19 protein-coding genes and 1 tRNA gene are annotated in these 19604 nt (G+C 49.0%); 8 read left to right on the forward strand and 12 right to left on the reverse strand.

Going from position 1 to position 19604, the window contains the following annotated elements; all coding sequences use genetic code 11:
- The first annotated feature begins 116 nt into the window (after positions 1–116).
- The gene (locus CWE09_RS13455; RefSeq protein WP_126804587.1) at positions 117–1610 is read left to right on the forward strand and encodes an esterase/lipase family protein; all 1494 of its coding nucleotides are present in this window, start codon (positions 117–119) and stop codon (positions 1608–1610) included.
- Positions 1611–1905: 295 nt separating this feature from the next.
- Positions 1906–3609: a DEAD/DEAH box helicase gene (locus CWE09_RS13460; RefSeq protein WP_126804588.1), complete on the forward strand. Its 1704-nt coding sequence runs from the start codon at positions 1906–1908 to the stop codon at positions 3607–3609.
- A gap of 59 nt (positions 3610–3668) precedes the next feature.
- On the opposite strand, the gene CWE09_RS13465 is transcribed toward CWE09_RS13460, so the two are convergent.
- Positions 3669–4187 (reverse strand): lipocalin family protein, encoded by a 519-nt coding sequence (locus CWE09_RS13465; RefSeq protein ID WP_126804589.1) that lies wholly within the window; start codon positions 4185–4187, stop codon positions 3669–3671.
- Between the two features lie 145 nt (positions 4188–4332).
- On the opposite strand from CWE09_RS13465, the gene CWE09_RS13470 reads away from it, so the two are divergent.
- From CWE09_RS13470 to CWE09_RS13485, 4 genes are all read left to right on the forward strand, one after another.
- Positions 4333–4914, forward strand: coding sequence for a FlgO family outer membrane protein (locus CWE09_RS13470; protein ID WP_126804590.1), 582 nt, complete (start codon positions 4333–4335; stop codon positions 4912–4914).
- A gap of 6 nt (positions 4915–4920) precedes the next feature.
- The gene (gene rsuA / locus CWE09_RS13475; RefSeq protein WP_126804591.1) at positions 4921–5610 is read left to right on the forward strand and encodes a 16S rRNA pseudouridine(516) synthase RsuA; all 690 of its coding nucleotides are present in this window, start codon (positions 4921–4923) and stop codon (positions 5608–5610) included.
- A gap of 148 nt (positions 5611–5758) precedes the next feature.
- A complete protein-coding gene (locus CWE09_RS13480) occupies positions 5759–7228 on the forward strand; it encodes a S10 family peptidase (RefSeq protein WP_420808002.1) in 1470 nt (489 codons plus the stop codon).
- 126 nt (positions 7229–7354) lie between these two features.
- Positions 7355–7558: a PLDc N-terminal domain-containing protein gene (locus CWE09_RS13485; protein ID WP_241974384.1), complete on the forward strand. Its 204-nt coding sequence runs from the start codon at positions 7355–7357 to the stop codon at positions 7556–7558.
- Positions 7559–7609: 51 nt separating this feature from the next.
- Here the strand turns inward: CWE09_RS13485 and CWE09_RS13490 are convergent, their stop codons facing one another.
- From CWE09_RS13490 to mutY, 6 genes are all read right to left on the reverse strand, one after another.
- Entirely contained in the window at positions 7610–8626 is a 1017-nt protein-coding gene (locus CWE09_RS13490) for an isopenicillin N synthase family dioxygenase (protein ID WP_126804593.1), read from the reverse strand.
- A gap of 716 nt (positions 8627–9342) precedes the next feature.
- Positions 9343–9418: transfer RNA gene (locus CWE09_RS13495), tRNA-Phe, on the reverse strand.
- 65 nt (positions 9419–9483) lie between these two features.
- A complete protein-coding gene (locus CWE09_RS13500) occupies positions 9484–10737 on the reverse strand; it encodes a glutamate-5-semialdehyde dehydrogenase (RefSeq protein ID WP_126804594.1) in 1254 nt (417 codons plus the stop codon).
- Positions 10734–11849 carry a glutamate 5-kinase gene (gene proB / locus CWE09_RS13505; protein WP_126804595.1) on the reverse strand — a complete coding sequence of 372 codons (1116 nt, stop codon included), beginning with the start codon at positions 11847–11849 and terminating at the stop codon, positions 10734–10736. Before proB ends, CWE09_RS13500 begins: the two co-directional genes overlap by 4 nt.
- A gap of 148 nt (positions 11850–11997) precedes the next feature.
- Positions 11998–12270 (reverse strand): oxidative damage protection protein, encoded by a 273-nt coding sequence (locus CWE09_RS13510; protein WP_126804596.1) that lies wholly within the window; start codon positions 12268–12270, stop codon positions 11998–12000.
- An 86-nt stretch (positions 12271–12356) separates the two neighbouring features.
- Entirely contained in the window at positions 12357–13364 is a 1008-nt protein-coding gene (gene mutY, locus CWE09_RS13515) for an A/G-specific adenine glycosylase (RefSeq protein WP_126804597.1), read from the reverse strand.
- A gap of 70 nt (positions 13365–13434) precedes the next feature.
- Between mutY and trmB the strand changes: the two genes are divergently transcribed.
- Positions 13435–14127, forward strand: a complete 693-nt coding sequence (gene trmB / locus CWE09_RS13520; RefSeq protein WP_126804598.1) for a tRNA (guanosine(46)-N7)-methyltransferase TrmB — start codon at positions 13435–13437, stop codon at positions 14125–14127.
- Here trmB and hemW read toward each other — a convergent pair.
- Together hemW and rdgB are read right to left on the reverse strand one after the other, a co-directional pair.
- The gene (hemW, locus tag CWE09_RS13525) at positions 14124–15272 is read right to left on the reverse strand and encodes a radical SAM family heme chaperone HemW (RefSeq protein ID WP_126804599.1); all 1149 of its coding nucleotides are present in this window, start codon (positions 15270–15272) and stop codon (positions 14124–14126) included. The genes trmB and hemW overlap by 4 nt on opposite strands.
- Positions 15272–15883: an RdgB/HAM1 family non-canonical purine NTP pyrophosphatase gene (rdgB, locus tag CWE09_RS13530; protein ID WP_126804600.1), complete on the reverse strand. Its 612-nt coding sequence runs from the start codon at positions 15881–15883 to the stop codon at positions 15272–15274. The genes hemW and rdgB overlap by 1 nt, the downstream gene beginning before the upstream one ends.
- Positions 15884–16033: 150 nt before the next feature.
- Here rdgB and CWE09_RS13535 point away from each other — a divergent pair, with 150 nt between their 5' ends.
- Positions 16034–17761 carry a potassium/proton antiporter gene (locus tag CWE09_RS13535; RefSeq protein WP_126804601.1) on the forward strand — a complete coding sequence of 576 codons (1728 nt, stop codon included), beginning with the start codon at positions 16034–16036 and terminating at the stop codon, positions 17759–17761.
- Here the strand turns inward: CWE09_RS13535 and CWE09_RS13540 are convergent, their stop codons facing one another.
- From CWE09_RS13540 to proC, 3 genes are read right to left on the reverse strand one after another with little or no spacing between them, the layout of a single operon-like run.
- Positions 17762–18226, reverse strand: coding sequence for a DUF4426 domain-containing protein (locus CWE09_RS13540; RefSeq protein ID WP_126804602.1), 465 nt, complete (start codon positions 18224–18226; stop codon positions 17762–17764).
- Positions 18227–18239: 13 nt separating this feature from the next.
- Positions 18240–18764 (reverse strand): YggT family protein, encoded by a 525-nt coding sequence (locus CWE09_RS13545; RefSeq protein WP_126804603.1) that lies wholly within the window; start codon positions 18762–18764, stop codon positions 18240–18242.
- A gap of 13 nt (positions 18765–18777) precedes the next feature.
- Positions 18778–19602 carry a pyrroline-5-carboxylate reductase gene (proC, locus tag CWE09_RS13550; protein ID WP_126804604.1) on the reverse strand — a complete coding sequence of 275 codons (825 nt, stop codon included), beginning with the start codon at positions 19600–19602 and terminating at the stop codon, positions 18778–18780.
- Positions 19603–19604 lie beyond the last annotated feature (2 nt).

Here is a 19604-nt window from a genome sequence, read left to right on the forward strand (position 1 = left end):
TAATTGAATGAATCCTAATCATGCCACTGAACAGTGCCTTGCGAAAGCATATTTGCCTGTTTAAAAAGTAGCCACCTATACTGCGAGGTAAATAACAGAAAGGAGCGAGAGCAAACATGGCGTTGCACCCAAGACACCACCCTATTATCTATGTACGTGGCTTTGCAATGACGGAAGGCGCCCGGGAAAGCACAGTGGATACTCCGTATATGGGGTTCAATCAGGGCTCGACTCGGGTTCGTCAGCAATATGACCGGTCTTTTGAACATTATATTTTTGAATCACCGCTCATTCGGCTGATGAAAGAGTATGGCTATCAGGATGTGTATGCTGAAGGCATGAATCTGGCTGAGCCTTTGGATGAAGACGCGCCTTTTCAGCGTTTACCACAAAAAAGCCTGATCATTCATCGCTATTATGAAAGCGAAGAAGAGGCTGTCAGTCAGAAACCATCCATAGTGGAAGCGGCGCAGCGCCTGTCTAAACTGATTAATCGGGTGCGGTTGCAGGTTTGTGGTGACGATACTCAGGCCCAACAGGACTTTAAGCTGTACCTGGTAGCCCATTCTATGGGCGGTCTTATTTGCCGTTGTTTGTTGCAAAATGATGAAGCCGATCCTTATGAGTCAGCGAAATCAGTAGATAAGGTCTTTACCTACGGTACTCCACATAATGGCATTGAACTTATGGGAATGAACGTACCTCGTTTTTTGGGTATTGGCGATGCGAATAACTTCAATCGCGACCGCATCGCAAACTATCTGAAAATCAAACCTGTGGAGGGTCGGGTCGATCACTTAAACGGACGTTTTCCTCCTGAGCGTTTTTGTTGCCTGGTGGGTACCAATCCGCGAGATTATAACCTGACCCGGGTGCTGGCCGGTAAAGCCAGCGATGGCCTGGTGACCATAGATAATGCAGCGATCCGTGACGCACCTCGCGTATATGCTTATTTAAGTCATAGCGGGCCTCAGGGCATGGTTAATTCACGGGAGGGGTATGACAACCTGGTGCGTTTCCTGTTTGGCGACTACAAAATGCTGATCTGGATGCGCCCGCAGCAATTGCCGTTACCACCTGAGTTTAGAAAAAGGCATGAAGCAGGACGCAAAGTGCGGGGCTCTTATTTATTTCAGTGTTGCATAAAACCGCGTGGCGACGACCCTGTGCCTTTAAGTGAACGTTCAATTGACCACTCCTCAGCGGTATTTCGTAGCTTTGATGAGTTACTAAAGCCGCAGAAAGTAGGCTTAAGCAAGCCTCATTCCCCCATTCTGGCCAGCGTATTCCTTGATTCTAAGCGTATTGAAGTAGGTAAAACTATGCTGCTGTCTGCGGATATTGTAGTGCGCAGTACTGATTTTCGTATTGATGGGCGTCGTATCAGCCGACGTCAGTTACCGGATGAAAACCTGTTTCGCGAAACCCTGAGCATTAAAGTCACGCTGAATAAGCAGGGCTGGGTTATCCGTTCGATCACAGCAGATGACAACTGGGGCAGTGGTCGTGGGCAGCCGTTGTTAAAAGATGAGCAGGGGGAATATATTCAGCTAAGTAACCGAAAAGGTTTTCAGGCGCGCTTGTATGTCGACATGCAACGCTGGCAATAAAGCTACTCTGCCGTTGAACCCTTATCAATTGTTAACTTTTTTCAATATCCGCGCAGGGTGCTTGCGTTTAACGATAAAATCCGTATAGTTGCGCTTCCTCAAGGAAATGCCTGCTGTGAATTGCCGGTTACCCTTGAAATAGTCATGGGGTGACTACGCCTATCCAGTTGGCTTGCCGCAGAATCTGTTTTGCGCGATTCAAGCTCCAACCTTAAGTGCCGGGCGATGCCCTTATAATCGTGAGACTGTAGCGGAGTTGTCATTTGCTACAGCGTAAAATAGTGTGAAAAATTATATGTCTGAATTTACTACTTTCTCTGCTCTTGAGTTACCTGAGCCGATCCTGCGTGCCATTCTTGAAATGGGTTTCGAAACACCTACTCCTATCCAGCAACGTGCGATTCCGCCATTGTTGGCCGGTAAAAATGTACTAGGTGAAGCACAGACGGGTACCGGTAAAACCGCTGCCTTTGGTCTGCCTGCGCTGGTTAATATCGACGTTACGGTAAAAGGCGCGCAACTTCTGGTTGTAGCACCTACCCGTGAACTTGCCATTCAGGTGGCTGAGTCTATCGAGCAGATGGGCAAATTTATGCGTGGCCTTACAGTGGCTACCGTTTACGGTGGTTCTGCTTATGGACCGCAGATTAAAACGTTAAAAGACGGCGCTCAAATCGTGGTCGGTACTCCGGGCCGCCTGATGGATTTGATCCGCAAGAAGCATCTTAATCTGAGCAAGCTTAAAATGAGCGTGCTGGATGAAGCTGATGAAATGCTGAACATGGGTTTTGTGGAAGATATTGAGTGGATCATGGAGCAGATCCCAGCGACTGCACAGCGCACTTTGTTCTCGGCAACTATGCCTCCGCAAATTCGCAAAATAGCGCAAAAATTCCTGTCTGATTCTGTCCAGGTACAGATTGAGAAGACTCAGGAACATAAAGCGAATATTACCCAGAAAGCCTGGAAAGTGACGGTGATTAATAAAAACACCGCGCTGGAGCGCATTCTGGAAACCACAGATTACAATCTGGCACTGATTTTTGTGCGTACTCGTCAGGATACTATTACCCTGGCAGAGCACCTGCAAAACAAAGGCTTTAAAGCCGCAGGCCTGAACGGCGACATGAACCAGGCACAACGGGAAACTACGGTTGCTCAGTTGAAAGCCGGTACTGTGCGGGTTCTGGTAGCTACTGACGTTGTAGCTCGTGGTCTGGATGTGTCAGGTATCAGTCACGTCATTAACTACGATCTGCCGAATGACGCAGAGTCTTATGTGCATCGTATTGGCCGTACCGGCCGTGCGGGTCGCTCTGGTGAGGCAATTTTGTTTGCCCGTCCACGTGAAATGCATTTGCTGCGTCGTTATGAGCGCGAAACCAAAGGCACCATCGAAATGATGGAAGTACCTACGGCTCGTGAAATGACTGCGCATCGTTTAGAAGCCTGTCAGAATCGTCTGGCGGAACTGGTTGAGAAGCAGGATCTGAGCACTATGCGTGAACTGGTTGAGCAAATGGCCGGTGAAGCTAAAGTGGATATGGTTGATATGGCGGCGGCCCTGTTGTTTGAACAACAGCAGACACGTCCGTTGTTTGTCCGTGATGATCCTAAACCACGTCGCGAAGCTCGTGAGCCTCGTGGCCGTGATGAGCGCGGTGCGCCTAAATCGCGTAACCCACGTTTTGACAAGGGTGATCGTGGCGACCGTAAAGGACGTCCGGCGGTTGCAGCTCGTGGACCTAAGTCACGTGACATGAACATTGAGTTTGAAACTTACCGTCTGAGCGTGGGTAAAGACCACGGTGCGCGTCCTGGTGATATCGTCGGCGCTATTGCCAACGAAGGCAACATGGATAGCCGCATGATTGGTAATATCAAACTGCATGGCGAACACAGCTTTGTTGAGCTGCCTAAAGGTTTACCTGCAGGCATCGTAGAGAAGTTGCAACGTGCACGCATACGTCAGCAGCCTTCAGGTATGACTAAAGTCTGAAGCTTGTTGCAAGCAATATAAATAAAAAACCGCCTTTTGAAGGCGGTTTTTTTTATGTCTTAATGGCGGGTTTCTATCATAGCGTCAATGTCGAAGCCCCAGCTGCTGGCCTTAGCCAGGGTCTGGTCTATCAACCAACGCGGGGCATTAGGGCTACGCGCCAGTAGCCAGAAGTAATCATGATCGTTGCTGATAACAATGGCGTATTCATAGTCTTCGCCCAGTTCAACTACATTGTAGCCACCGCTGAAAGGCCACTGAAACTGCACGGTAAAACTACCCGGCATATCTTCTACCGGACTGGCTTTACCCACGGCAGTGCTCCACTGACCTTTCTCCCGGTTGTAGCCGCGATTGGTGACTTCAAAAGTGCCGTCTTCATTTAAGCGGTATTCGGCGGTGACCTGATGCAAACCTTCCTGAAAAGAATTCGGCAGGCGCAGGATTTCATACCAGGTGCCCATATACGCCTCTGCATCCAGATTAGTTACCGTATCGGTAACCGGAGTGGGCTGAGGTGCACAGCCTGCAATAAGTAAAGAGGTGGCAAGAGCCAGACAGGTTTTAAATAAACGCATAGGTGGGTTCTCTGTAATTGTTGTTGGTTGAGGATCCGGTACAAAGGCAAAATTTTCAAGTCTGTTTTATCTGTCTTTCAACTCTTAAGACCTGAGCTTATCTGCCGATAAGACTATAGGTGATATATATTTTAAGGGACAGAGCATGAAAAACAGTCTGCTTGTAGTTGTGGGATTAATAATAGCAGTATCAGGGCTTTATGCTGGCAAAGTAACCGCTGAAAGCTCCTACTGGGGAACTCCAAAAGCAAAAGAAAACTTTGCCTGGGGTTCGCATCGTATGGTGCTGGACGATTATGCTCAGACCATGGCGCTGCAATTGGTAGAACAGTTGCAGGACTTTTCTTTTCAAGGCCAGGTGGCCGTCGCTACGCTGGTTCCCCTGCATGGCAATATAGAACAGAAAAACTGGTATGGCGAGCAATACGCGCAGGCGATGAATCAGCACCTGGCGCGTTTTTCGGTACCGGTGACTGAAAATAAACTGGCCAATTATCTGAAATTCACAGAGCAGGGCGAAACCGCTTTAACCCGTGACTTTCATAAAATAAGTCAGCGTGCTGGTGTGCAGTATGTGATTGTCAGTCAATGGATAGCCCGTGATCACGGCATGCAGATTACCAGTCGTTTAGTACGCAGTGAAGATAAACGTGTATTAGCCAGTGCAAGTCAGCTGCTACCTGCGGTAGTATTAGAGCGTTCTTACCCTACAACAGCAGCACCTTGAGAAAATATGCGATTAGATAAGTTTGTATGTGCGGCAACAGGTTTAAGCCGTAAAGAGGCACGCCGGGTTATTCGTGCCGGAGATGTAGAAGTTGATGGCCGCGTGGTAAAAAAAGCGGCAGATACCGTTAGCGACGAGCAGGTTATTAGTTGGTTAAGTAAGCCTTTAGAATTGATAGGCCTGCGTTATCTGATGTTCAATAAACCAGCAGACTGCGTCTGCGCCACTTTTGATGACTTGCATACCACGGTATTTAGTTTTATCGATGAGCCTAAGCAGCAGGATTTGCATACGGTCGGACGACTGGACGCGGATACTACAGGTTTATTGCTTATTACCGATGATGGCAAATGGTCTCATCGTATTACAGCACCGAAGAGTGAATGCGCCAAGACGTATCGTGCGCAACTGGCTGAAGCGGTGACTGACGAAGCGGCCGCGCGTCTTCGTCGTGGCATCCTGTTACGCAATGAGGATGTGGCAACTAAACCAGCAGATCTTGAAATCATTACGCCCACCGATGTGCGGCTAACCATTTATGAAGGCCGTTATCATCAGGTTAAGCGCATGTTTGCAGCTACTGGCAATAAAGTGCTGGCTTTGCATCGCGAGCAGGTGGGGGGACTTAGCCTGGATCCGCAACTGGAAGCTGGCGAATATCGGGCTTTGACCAAAGCCGAAGTGGCATTGTTTTAACCTGCTGTAACAGCAGGGCATCTCATTGGGCTTGTTGTTTGTTATCTGAACGCGTTTAATAACACGCGAATATAATAAACAACACGAGAAGCTAACCATGAAAAAAATTCTATTAAGCGTGGCGGCTGTGTTTCTAGCGCAGTCGTTTATGCTATCGGCTACAGCTAACGACGACCACCGGCGCACACTTCAGGCTGAGTCTGTCAACGTGACAGAACATCGGGCGCGCATTAATGGTGAACGGGTTAGTTATAAAGTACATGCTGGATTTCTGCCAGTGTGGGATGACGAAGGCCATCCTACGGCTACCTTGCAATATACCTATTATGAACGTCAGGGTGTGAGCGACCAGGAAAAACGTCCGTTGATGATGTCTTTCAATGGTGGGCCTGGTTCAGCGTCGGTATGGATGCATATCGCTTATACCGGACCTAAATCATTGCGTGTAGATGATGAAGGTTTCCCAATTCAGCCTTATGGCGTCAAAGAAAATCCGTATTCGGTGTTGGATAAAACGGATATTGTATTCGTGAATCCGGTGAATACCGGATATTCCCGTGTGCTGCCAGGTCCTGACGGCAAAATGCCGTCACGCAGTGAGCAACAAGAGATGTTCTTTGGTGTTAATGCGGACATTCAGTATCTGGCCGACTGGATTAATACCTTTGTGACTCGTTATGAGCGCTGGCGCTCACCTAAGTACCTGATTGGTGAAAGTTACGGAACTACACGTGTGGCTGGGCTGGCGCTTGAGCTGCAAAACCGTCAGTGGATGTACCTCAATGGTGTTGTGCTGGTATCGCCAACTGATATCGGCATAGATCGCGATGGTCCGGTGAAAGCCGCCAACCGCCTGCCTTATTTTGCCGCAACCGCCTGGTATCATGGCCAGTTAGATGACGATCTGCAGTCGGGTGACCTCTATGACCTGCTACCTAAGGTTGAAGAGTTTACTATTAACACCTACTTACCGGCACTGGCTAAAGGCGCCTGGATCGATGAAGAAGAAAAGCAGGAGATAGCCAGCCAGGTAGCGCGTTATTCAGGTTTGTCTGAAGAAGTAGTATTGCGCAGCAACCTGGATATCGACACCGCTTTCTTCTGGAAAGAATTACTTCGCCATGAAGGTCATACGGTAGGTCGCCTGGATTCCCGTTATAAGGGATTGGATCGTGATGATGTGGGAGAACGCCCGGACTTTAATTCTGAGCTGACATCCTGGCTGCATTCCTTTACGCCAGCTATCAACTACTACCTGCGTGAAGAGTTAGGGGTTAAAACGGACCTTAAATACAATATGTTTGGTCCGGTGCATCCCTGGGACAGAAGTGGTAATAACACCGGCGAAAACCTGCGTCAGGCGATGGCCCAGAACCCTTACCTGCAGGTATTAGTGCAGTCTGGTTATTATGACGGCGCCACTAACTACTTTGATGCCAAGTATACCAAGTGGCAGATCGACCCGAGCGGAAAAATGAAAGATCGTCTGTTCTTTGAAGGCTATCGCAGTGGGCACATGATGTACCTCAGACGCGAAGATCTGGAACTTTCCAATCAACACTTGCGCGAGTTCATTAATAATTCGATTCCACAGGAAGGTGAGGCAGCTAAGTACTGAGTGATCTGTAAATAAGCAGTTGTTTTACCGTCAAAAAGCCCGCATCAAATGCGGGCTTTTTGGTTTTATGTACTACCCTTCAGAATAAGCAGTAAAAATACAGCTATAGAGTGCGAGGTAATAATTATGAATTGGATGGGTGGAGGTTACGGCGGTTTACTGGGCCTTATTGTTTTGATTCTGAATATTTACGCTATAGTCAAAACGATTCAAAGCTCAGCTTCAACTGGCGTTAAAGTATTATGGGTAGTTGTGGTTATTTTATTACCTATAGTCGGCTTTATTTTATGGTTGTTACTTGGTCCTAAGGGCGGCGCCAGGTCCATTTAAGCGGGGCTGGACAAATGTTGTAAAGGCCTCCCACTATGGAGGCCTTTTTTATTAACCCGCTTTAGCAAATTTTGGGTAATGGGCTGCCGCCACATCCGGGTGTGAACGTAAACGCCCTTTAAGCACGTTGTCCCCTACTTGATAAAATAAAGGATTCTCCGGATCGCTGGCTGGACCTAAGGCTTCTTCACGTAGAGCTTCAGGAAGCTCCAGTAGCGGTACATTGGTATTCAGTTGAGCTGCCATAAAGAAAGCACAGGAAAAACGCTCTGTAGCCGTTTGCGGGCTGACAACCCGGTGATAGGTAGCACGGAGGTAGCCATTGGAGGCCAACTCCAGCAGTTCACCGATATTGACCACAAAAGCGCCTTCAATAGGTGCTGCCGAGACCCAGCCTTTGTCATCAGTCAGAACTTCCAGACCGGACTGATCGTCCTGGGCCACTATGGTCAGGTATCCGGGGTCTTTATGGGCACCCACACCTTGCCGCCGAACCGCGTCACCGCTACCAGGATAACGAATGAGTTTCATATGTGTATAAGGCGCATCGGCGATTGTCGCGTCAAAGATATCTTCAGGCTGTTGCAGTACGTCAGCAAAAGCTCGCAGTAGGGTAACGCTGACTTCGCTCAGGTTTTCCTGCCATTCCAGCAAGGCGCTGCGCATTGATGGCATAGCTGCGGGCCATTGGTTAGGGCCAATTAATTTCCACCAGGCCGAGTCGTCGCAGGCCAGATCCACAGCAGGTTCTTCACGCATGATATCAAACTGCTCACGTAAATCTGGTTTGCCCTGAGTCAGCTCGCCCTGCAGTTTGGTGTAACCGCGAAAATGCGCAGAATTGCGCATTTGTATACTGAGTTTCTCGTGCTCGGGCAGAGCAAAAAACTGCTGCGACAGTTGCAGGATGTCTTGCTGTCGGGTGGCCAGGCCGTGGCCAGTGAGATAGAAGAAACCAATCGTACGTGCGGCTTCTGCCAGTTCTTTAAGAAACTTCTGTTTTGCTTCGCCACCAGCCAGTAGCTGTGATAAATCCAGAACCGGAAGTGCTGCATTGTTCTTGATCATGATAACTCCAAAGGCTTTAGTGATGCAGGCAGTATATGCTTAATTAAGCAGTACAATAAAAAATGAATAACGATTTGATATATCAAAAGGAAATATCAGGGCGTCTGGATGTCTAAATTGCCGGTAGGGCAGGTTCCACCTGCCGTGCGATGTCTGTTCTGTCACCGGTGGTTGCTGGTTATGGGTAATAACAGGAAGGGCTGGACGGCAGGCTGAGCCTGCCCTACGGTGGAATTGGTAGGGCAGGTTCCACCTGCCGTGCGATGTCTGGTCTGTCACCGGTGGTTGCTGGTTATGGGTAGTAACCGGAAGGGCTGGACGGCAGGCTGAGCCTGCCCTACGGTGGAATTGGTAGGGCAGGTTCCACCTGCCGTGCGATGTCTGTTCTGTCACCGGTGGTTGCTGGTTATGGGTAGTAACCGGAAGGGCTGGACGGCAGGCTGAGCCTGCCCTACGGTGGAATTTGAGGTAGGGCAGGTTTTACCTGCCGTTGGATATACGGGATGACGCTGGGGCACAAAAAAGAAAACCCGGCAGAAGGCGGGTTTCTCATTTAATAATGGTGCCCGGAGGCGGACAAAACCGTCGGGAACGGTTTTGAACAACGCGACAGCGTTGGCCCGCAGGGTGAAATGCATGGATGCATTTCATAATCGAAGATGACGTCGAGGGCACAAAAAGAAAACCCGCCAAAAGGCGGGTTTCTCATTTAATAATGGTGCCCGGAGGCGGAATCGAACCACCGACACGAGGATTTTCAATCCTCTGCTCTACCGACTGAGCTATCCGGGCATGCTTTAAAAGCGAGGCGGTATTAGACGTTTTTTACCGCCTGCTGTCAAGGGCTTGTCGCTAACTTACTCGCGAATCTGGCCAGTGCCGGTTACCACAAATTTCTCGGTGGTAAGGGACTGTAGTCCCATAGGGCCATAGGCATGCAGTTTACTGGTAGAAATACCGATTTCAGCACCTAAACCTAACTGACCGCCATCCGAGAAACGTGACGACGTGTTCCACATAGTGACCGCGGAATCTACATCGCGAATGAAGCGCCGTGCGGTTTCTTCGTTTTCAGTAATGATCACATCGGTATGACCGCTGGCGAACTCTTCGATATGCTCAATGGCATGATCGTAGTTACGCACTTCACGAACGGCAATTTCAAGGGCCAGGTATTCTTCACCAAAATCCGTATCTGCAATCAACTGAGCACCTTCAAAATGCTTGATTGAGTTACGGCAGGCATGAACCTTAACCTGCTTTTCAGCCAGTGCTTTGGCGGCCATCGGGAAAAATTTATCCGCGATATCGGCATGCACCAATAAGCCTTCCAGGGCATTACAAACGCCGGTGCGCTGTGTTTTACCATTAATCAGTATTGCCAGCGCTTTATCCAGATCAGCATCTTTATCTACGTACAGATGGCAAACGCCTTTGTAGTGCTGAATAACCGGGATCTTGCTGTGGTCGCTGACGTAATGGATAAGGCCTTCACCGCCACGGGGAATAACCAGGTCGATGTAGTCTTTTTGCTGCAGCAGTTCGCCCATCAGTTCGCGGTCAGGGCTAGGCACTACAGTGACGACGTCTTCGGAAAGGCCGCTGTCTTTAAGCGCTTTATGCATGGCAGCAGCGATCACTTTCGAACTACCAATAGCTTCACGGCCACAACGCAGAATAACCGCATTGCCTGATTTGAAGCATAAGGCGCCGGCGTCTGCAGTGACGTTCGGGCGTGCTTCATAAATCATGCAGATAACACCCAGCGGAATGCGGGTTTTATCGATACGCATGCCATTCGGGCGTTCTTCCAGCAGGTAGCTTTCACCGACTGGATCGGGCAGGGCAATGATTTCTTCAATCGCAGATGCCATGCCTTCAATACGTTCGTCGTTGAGCTCCAGCCGATCCATCATGGACTCAGCCAGGCCTTTCTCGCGACCTTCTTCAAGGTCTATTTTGTTCTGTGCCAGGATAGCGTCTTTGTCGCCACGAATGGCGTCAGCCATACGTTGTAAAACCTGGTTCTTTTCGTCTGTGGTCAGTTTTGCCACAGCGCGCGCAGCTACGGCCGCACGTTTTGCAATATCTTCTGCTGAATAATTACTCATGATTTCTCCATCATCATTAGATCATCACGGTGAATGACTTCACTAATAGGACTGTAGCCATAGGTTTCAGCAATTTCTGAACCTGTCTGGCCTTTAATATGCAACAGCTCGTGAGCACTGTAGCGGCAAATTCCTTTAGCGATTGTCTCGGTACCTTCAGCACTGCGCACCAGAACGGCGTCGCCGCGGTCAAAGTTGCCTTGAATATCGACAATATCAGAGCTTAGCAATGAGGAACCTTTGGCGCGAATATTCTCTACCGCTGCGGCATCGATCAATAACTCGCCCTGAGCAACCAGAGTGTGCCGTAACCAGTGTTTCTTGTTACTGAGCGGGTTTTCTTTCGCACGCAGCAAGGTACCTGGGTTCTCGTTACGTAACAGGGTTTCAAAAGTAGCCCCTTTACGGCCGTTAACGATGTAAGTATCTATGCCGTGTGTAGTGGCTTTTTCGGCGGCTTCAATTTTGGTCCGCATACCGCCGGTACCGACAGCACTGGCTGAACCACCCGCAAGGGCATAGATGCTTTCATCGATCTCTTCGATAAGAGGCAATAATTTAGCGTCTTTGTTTTTGTTCGGGTCTTTATCGTATACGCCATTAATGTCGGAACAGATAAAATAAGCATCGGCATCGACTACGGTAGCAACCATGGCGGCCAGGTTGTCATTGTCGCCAACTTTAAGGTCGTCTGTTGCTAGCGCGTCGTTTTCGTTGGCAATGGGCAGAATGCCATGCTCTAACAGCGCATTAATAGTATTACGTACACTGACGTAGCGCTCGCGGTCACGCAGATCGTCGTGGGTCATTAAAACCTGTGCACAGGGAAAATCAAAAAAACGGGACCAGCTTTCCATGATATGGTTCTGGCCAACAGCAGCCATTGCTTTTTTCACAATTACTGGAATGGGTTTTTGATCTATATTGAAATGGTGTCGGCCTGCGGCGACTGAGCCTGAGGATACGAGTACAACTTCCTGGCCACGTTCACGACATTCTATGATAAAACGCGCGATTGCCAGTAAGTATTTAGAGCTACAGCCTTTGCCATCTGGCGCAATAAGAGCACTACCGACTTTGATGACAGCTCTTCGCCAGCTGGGGATTTTCATATAAACTCCCTATTGGTTAATTGTGGGGCTATGCTAACACAGTGGCCGCCAACTCTCCACCTGTGGTTCATGGAAGTTAAAAACTGTCAATGTGTTTTCGACGAATTTCGTGTAAATTAGCCGATTTTTTATGCATAGATTCTAAATTTTAAGACTCTGGAGGTTTGTAACCTTCAATTTCCACGTCCTTGCCTTCAAATAAGAAAGCTTCCATCTCTTTTTCCAGATAGGTCCTGGCTTCTGTATCCATCATGTTTAAACGCTTTTCGTTAATTAACATGGTTTGTTTCTTCTGCCATTCGGCCCAGGCTTCCTTGCTGATGTTATTAAAAATCCGCTCTCCAAGCTCGCCCGGATAAAGCTGATAATCCAGCCCTTCAGCTTCTTTTTTTAAATATTGACAATATAAGGTGCGACTCACAGATAGCCTCCTGTTAACTCTTAAGTATAATGTATGAGGCTTGCACTAAAAAAATGCAAGGGCAAAATAAACTACCTGCACAGTAATCATACTAAAGTCTGAATATCTTCAATAAAACGGCGCACTGGGGTGGGCAAGCCTATCTGTTGCAACTCGCTTATTGGTTGCAGGCGGGTGTTTTGATACAGGCCCGCAGGCTGCTGCACGTTGTTTAGCTGCCAGACACTGGCTTGCAAACTATAGTGAGAAAACTGATGGGTGAACTGACCAAGAAGGGAAGCGTTTTCAGGCGCCTCCTGCTGTTCTGGTAAGCACCATAAGCCACCCCAGATACCAGGACTGGGGCGTTTTTTGAAAAGCAATTTATTGTCTTGGGTATGCCATAGAAAATGTGCATCTTTGACCGGTTTAACCTTACTTTTTTTGGCGCTGGGCAAGTGCTCAATACAATCATGTTCAAAAGCAAAACAGTCGGCCTGCACAGGACATTCAGTGCATAGCGGATTGTGTCTTTTACACACCGTAGCGCCAAGATCCAGTACCCCCTGAGCGAAGGCCTTGCTATTGTCTGGCGGTGTCAGGCGCTCGGCCTGTTGCCAGAACTCTTTATTTACACTGCTTTTATTGGGCTCGCCATAGATGCCAAAAAGGCGCGCAAAAAGTCGTTTCACATTGCCATCAACAATGGGGCCATAACTGTTAAAAGCAAAAGAACGTATGGCTCCAGCGGTATAGCGACCGACACCGGGAATGGCTTCAAGTGCTTTGAGATCATCTGGATACTGGCCCTGGTGTTGCTCATTCAAATACTGTGCGGCCTTACGCAGATTGCGTGCGCGGGTGTAATAACCTAAGCCCTGCCATAAAGTCATGACCTCATCTTCACTCGCCGCTGCCAGTGTTTCCAGATCAGGAAAAAGCGCCATCCAGCGTTGGAAATAGGGAATAACGGTGGCGACCTGAGTCTGCTGTAACATAATTTCGCTGACATGCACTTTGTAGGGCGTGATTGTCTGTTGCCAGGGCAGGTTGTGGCGACCCTGAGACTGTTGCCATTGCATAATGGTATCGGTAAGTTTGCTTTGTTGAGCCATATTCTCTTGTTTTTCCCATCCTAAATAGCATAATGGCGACCTCTTAGAGTGTAACAGGTTTGAAACCAGCATGAGCGAGCAGACAACTAATTTTCATCGCCGTATTCGTAGCTTTGTGAAGCGTGAAGGACGACTGACCAAAGGTCAGGCGGCAGCTCTTGAACGTCAATGGCCTGTCAAAGGTTTGACGCACCAGCCCGAACTGATGGATTTAAGTCAGGTTTTTGGACGCCATGCGCCTGTGGTTCTGGAAATTGGTTTTGGCATGGGGCATTCGCTGATAGACATGGCGAAAGCAGCACCAGAACTGGATTTTATCGGTATCGAAGTGCATGGTCCTGGTGTTGGTGCCTGTTTGATGGAAGCTGAGCTGCAGCAGGTCGAAAACCTGCGCATTTTCCAGCATGATGCAGTCGAGGTGCTGGAAGATTGCATTGCCGACGGCGCTCTGCATAAAGTACAGATTTTCTTTCCTGATCCCTGGCATAAAAAACGTCATCATAAGCGCCGACTGGTTCGGCCGGACTTTGTCAAATTGCTACAGGCGAAATTAGAGCAGGGTGGCATTTTGCATCTGGCCACGGACTGGGAAAATTATGCTGAGCATATGCTGGAAGTGATGCACGCAGAGCAGGGTTGGCAGAATCTGTCACCTGATAGTAACTACATTCCGCGGCCGGACAGCCGACCCCTGACCAAGTTCGAAAAACGTGGTCAGAAACTCGGGCATGGGGTGTGGGATATGCAGTTTAAAAAACTCTAGACCTCAACCAGATCGGCCAATATAGCGTTCAGATAAAGACGACCACGGGCAGTAGTTACCCAATGCTGGTCGTTGTCCTCGAGTAAACCTTTTTGCATTGCAGCAGCCAGCACTTTTTCAGCGTCGGCGAGAGGCAATCCGGTATAGGCGGTAAAGTCACTTTTCTGTGCTGGTTCCACCAGCCTTAGCTGATTCATGAAAAACTCAAATACCCGTTCCTGATCCGGTACCTGCCATTCGCGATACAGGTAAGGTCGGGTTAAATCCAGATAGCCGCGCGGATGCTTAACTTTTTCTGTACGCAAAATCGTATTTTGTTGAGGCAGGGTGATTTTGCCGTGGGCGCCACAACCAATACCAAGGTAGTCGCCGAAGCGCCAGTAATTCAGATTATGCTGGCCCCGATGACCTGGCTTGCCGTAAGCGCTGACTTCGTACTGCTCATAGCCTGCGGTTTTTAACTTTTCATGACCCAGTTGGTAGATATCCCACAGGGTATCGTCATCCGGCAATTGAGGTGGCTGGCTGGCGAACAGAGTATTGGGCTCTATAGTTAGCTGGTACCAGGATATATGCGGTGGATTGAGGGCAATAATACCGTCTAAATCGTCCATGGCCTGGGCCGTAGTCTGATCTGGTAATCCGTGCATAAGATCCAGGTTGAAGCTGTTCAACGGAAGCTTACCCGCAAGTTCCGCGGCTTCCCGTGCCTGTTGTGGATTGTGAATTCGGCCAAGTCTTTTTAGCTGCTGTTGCTGCAGGCTTTGGACGCCAATCGACAGACGGTTAACGCCGGCTTTTTGAAAACCAGCGAAACGTTCTGCTTCAAAAGTGCCTGGATTGGCCTCCAGCGTAATTTCGATATTATTAGCAAACGGCAACATAGCCTCAATTCCATCCAGCAAAGAGGCAATACCGGCGGCGCTGAACAGACTGGGCGTACCTCCGCCAATGAATATCGAAGACAATGAACGGCCCTGGGCGTATTTAAGATCCTGGCGCAGGTCATCCAGCAGAGAAGCTATATAAGCTTTTTCCGGAATGACCTCGGGCTGTGCATGAGAGTTAAAGTCACAATAAGGGCATTTTTGCACACACCATGGAATATGCACATAAAGGCTGAGTGGTGGCAGAGTTAGTGGCATTATATGCTCAATAGTGAACGTAGCTGAATGAGCGCCTGACCACGATGGCTGATTGCCTGCTTAGTTGCTGGTTCCAGTTCTGCGGCGCTGCACTGATGATCAGGCACATAAAACACGGGGTCATAACCGAAGCCACCCTGGCCACGAGGCTGGCGTAAAATTTCACCCTGCCATTGGCCCTGACAAATCAACGGAGTTGGGTCTTCGGCGTGTTGCATCAGGACCAGGGCACAAATAAAGCGTGCGCCGCGCTGCGAATCCGCAACTGAATCCAGTTCGCGCAGGAGCTTCTCTATATTGTCAGCATCGCTGGCATTGGCACCGGCATAACGTGAGGAGTAGATACCGGGTGCGCCCTTCAGCGCATCAACAGCCAGACCTGAGTCATCGGCCAGTGCGGGGAGACCGGTTTGCTGACAGGCGTGGCGAGCTTTGATTATGGCATTTTCCACAAAAGTAAGACCGGTTTCTTCGGCATCTGCAAAATCCCATTCATTTTGCGGCCGGACTTGCCAGCCAAAAGGCTGCAACAAGTCGGTGAGTTCCGCGACTTTGCCTTTATTGCTGGTCGCCAATACCAGAGACTGGGCGGAGGCTTTGCTGTTTGACATAATGACCATCTGCTAAAAAGGTGAATAGCGGGATTATACCGAAAATAAACTGCCGTGCTATGATAGCTGACCGGTTACCAGATACTCTAAGTGTGTTAGCAGGCCTTGTTTAAGCAGAGTAATCAGTACAATAGGCGGTAAATAAGAGTCATGGATGTAGTTAATTTAATTATCTTAGCCGCAGGTGCAATGCTGGTCATCAGCATTCTTGCGAGCATTGTTTCAGCACGTTCTGGCGCCCCGCTATTGTTGGTGTTCCTGGTGCTGGGCATGCTGGCAGGTGAAAATGGTTTGCTTGGCATCCAGTTTGATAATCCTGATATTGCGCTGCTTATTGGTTCGGTCGCCCTGGTAATTATTTTGTTTGATGGTGGTTTACGAACCCATCCAGAACGTTTTCGGGTAGCTCTTGCGCCGGCCGCTATGCTCGCTTCTGTTGGCGTTATTCTGACCTGCGGCATTGTCGGCGTAGCTGCTGCCTGGCTGTTTGGTCTGAGCTGGATAGAAGGTTTATTGCTGGGAGCTATTTTGAGTTCCACCGATGCTGCTGCGGTGTTTTCCATTTTCCAGTCGCAGGGGCTGCGTATAAAAGACCGGGTGGCTTCGACACTGGAAATAGAATCCGGTAGTAACGACCCTATGGCGGTTATTCTGACCATTACGCTGGTCAGTGTATTGGCCAGCTCTGAAGTTAATATCGACGGCTGGATAGTAGTGCATGTGCTACAGCAGGCGATATTAGGCGCATTGTTTGGTTATTTAGGCGGGCGTCTCTTCATTTATGCATGCCGCAAATTACCCTTAAGTTTTGCTTTTTTCCCGTTGCTGGCCATCGGCGCCAGCATCGTTGTTTTTGCGATCACCTCGCAGTTAGGCGGTAGTGGTTTCCTGGCGGTATACCTGATGGGGTACCTGGTAGGTAATGCACGTTTACCGCAGGTAATTCATATTTTACGGGTGCATGATGGGCTTGCCTGGTTAAGCCAGATCATTATGTTCCTGATGCTGGGCATTCTGATGACCCCAGCGGCGCTGATAGAAATTGCAGTACCGGCCCTTATTCTGGCCGCTATCCTTATTTTTGTAGCCCGACCACTAGCCGTCTTTTTAAGTTTGTTACCCTTCCGTTTTCCGTGGCGCGATCAGCTCTTTATTAGCTGGGTTGGTTTGCGTGGGGCTGTGCCCATCGTGCTGGCGCTGTTCCCGTGGCTGGCGGGGCTGGAAAATCAGCAAATGTATTTTGAAGTTGCCTTTTTCGTGGTCCTAGTGTCTTTGATGGTTCAGGGCTGGAGCATTCTCCCTGTGGCGCGCTGGTTAAAACTGGAAATACCGCCTGAGCCGGAACCGGATTATCGTATGCCGCTGGACATGGTGCCAGGAAAAGATGTGCTTGAAGTAGCCGCTTTTAAGATTGAAGAAGATACCCCGGCTTGCGATCATCACTGGGATGAAATCAGCATTCCTGAGCCGGTCGAATTCGTCGGTCTTATCCGTGATGATGTATGGGTGCGCCGGGTTACCAATCCATTGCTAACGGATGGCGATACCATTCTGGTGATGGCACGCAGTGCCGACTTACGTAAAATTTCCGATGTACTGGCGTCTAATGGCACCGGCAAACGGATGAAGAAAAACATTTTCTTTGGTGACTTCGTGTTGAATGCAGATGTCACGCTGAATGATTTATCAGGCTTTTATACCTTGCGCGAAGCCAGCGGTGAAAACAACGATGTGACTATTGCTGAAGTAATAACAAGGCGCTTTCGCCGGCGTGTGGTTGTTGGCGATAATGTCGAGCTGGGCGATATTATTCTGACGGTCAGAGAAGTCGCCGATAACGGCGACATTCTCAAGGTAGGGGTTAAAGCTAAGGGTTAATCAGTCACGATAAAAAGTGTGCTTGAAAGTAAGCTCTTGTGTGGTGTCGCCCTGCCGAATGCTGATAAAAAAACGATACTCATCGTCGTCCCGGTGCGGTATCTGGGTGATGTAATAAATTGCATCACCGTCGATAAAACGCCGAAACTGCAAATCACGGCGCTGCCCCAGATCATTTAATGCATGTCCTTCAATGCTGACCCGCTGCGGCGTTTTCTGCTCGCTGGTGGCGTCCAGTACCGAAATATTGATAACACCTCTGGAATTGCTTCGCGTCAGGTCATACTGACTGGCAACCTGAGGCTGCAAAAAAGTGCTGGGAAAAGCACTGTAATGCACTTCCCAGTCACCCAGTTTCTGCATATTCTGGCCCAGGTCGTCCGTGGCCAGTGCCGGGGCGCTGAGCGCAGTAATGCTAAGCAATAATGCCGTCGAGATAAGGCACCAGGTGCGTATTATTTTCATTACTAACCCCTGTTTAACTAATAGCGATACGTAAAAACTGAATAAGAATAATCAGTACCAGAACCGAAAGATCAAGCCCGCCAATTGGAGGGATGATACGACGGATAGGGGCTAACATAGGTTCAGTGAGTTGCTGGAAAACCATTTCCATCGGATTATTGCCCTGGCTGAACCAGCTCATTAACGCACGCACGATCAAAATCCAGAACATCAGTTGCAAGGTGATAGTAATCGCATTGCGCACCGCGACTATAGCTATAGCCGTAAAGGGCGCACTTTGTCCCGTAAGCTGAAGTATAACCAGCAGGTTAATAATGCTTAAGGCCAGCAAAAGCACTATGCCCGCTGTATCCAGTCTGCCCGCTGACGGAATTAATTTACGTAATGGAGTTAACAGAGGATTGGTTACCTTAACCACAAACTGACTTAGCGGATTGAAAAAATCTGCCCGGGCCAACTGCAGCCATATACGCAAAATAACAACCATCATGTAGAGGCTGAACAGGGTTTCGATTAAAAATATGGTACCGTTATTCATAGCGGGTATCCTGTTAGAATAATTTTGCCATTTCCTGATTACGAGCGACCGCAGCATTCACAGCGCGCTCTGAAATCTGGTCGATGTTGGCTTCCTGATAGACTTCGACGCCTTTGGCGGTCGAACCACCTTTACTGGTTACCTGCTTACGCAGTTCTTCCAGCGTCAGTTCGCTTTTGCCAGCCATAGCGGCAGCACCTAAAGCGGTTTGTTGTACCATAGCGCGTGCATCTTCGCTACTGAGTCCATGGGCTTCTGCGGCTTTTTGCAGGCTGGCCATGAATTCAAAGAAATAAGCCGGACCACTACCGGAAACCGCACCAACCACATCAATATCGTCTTCGTCGGTAATTGAAATCGTTTTGCCCACATAGTTAAAAACTTCCAGTACAAAGTTTTTATCATCGGCAGACGCATTGTTATCTGCGACCACGCCTGAAAAACCTTCGCCCACCAGAGAAGGCGTATTGGGCATCACACGAATGATGCTCACGTCGTTACCCAGATACTGATGGTATTTTTCTATACGTATGCCAGCAGCAATAGTGACCACCAGTTTCTGATTCAGATCCGGCAGGTTCTCGCGCAGGTATGCACAGGCGTCTGCCATGATTTGTGGTTTTACCGAAAGCACTATGACATCGGCTGCTTTAGCCACTTCAATATTGTCATTGCTGGTATGTATGCCGTGTTTTTCCTTGAGGATATCAAGTGAGGGTTGGCTTGGATTGCTGGCGTATATAGCGTCCGCCGGATACCCCCCTTGTACCATGCCACCAATAATGCTTTGCGGCATATTGCCGGCGCCAATGAATGCTATCTTGCGGGTCTGAGCCATAA

The organism is Aliidiomarina minuta (assembly GCF_003987145.1).
GTDB classification, from domain to species: Bacteria; Pseudomonadota; Gammaproteobacteria; order Enterobacterales; family Alteromonadaceae; genus Aliidiomarina; species Aliidiomarina minuta.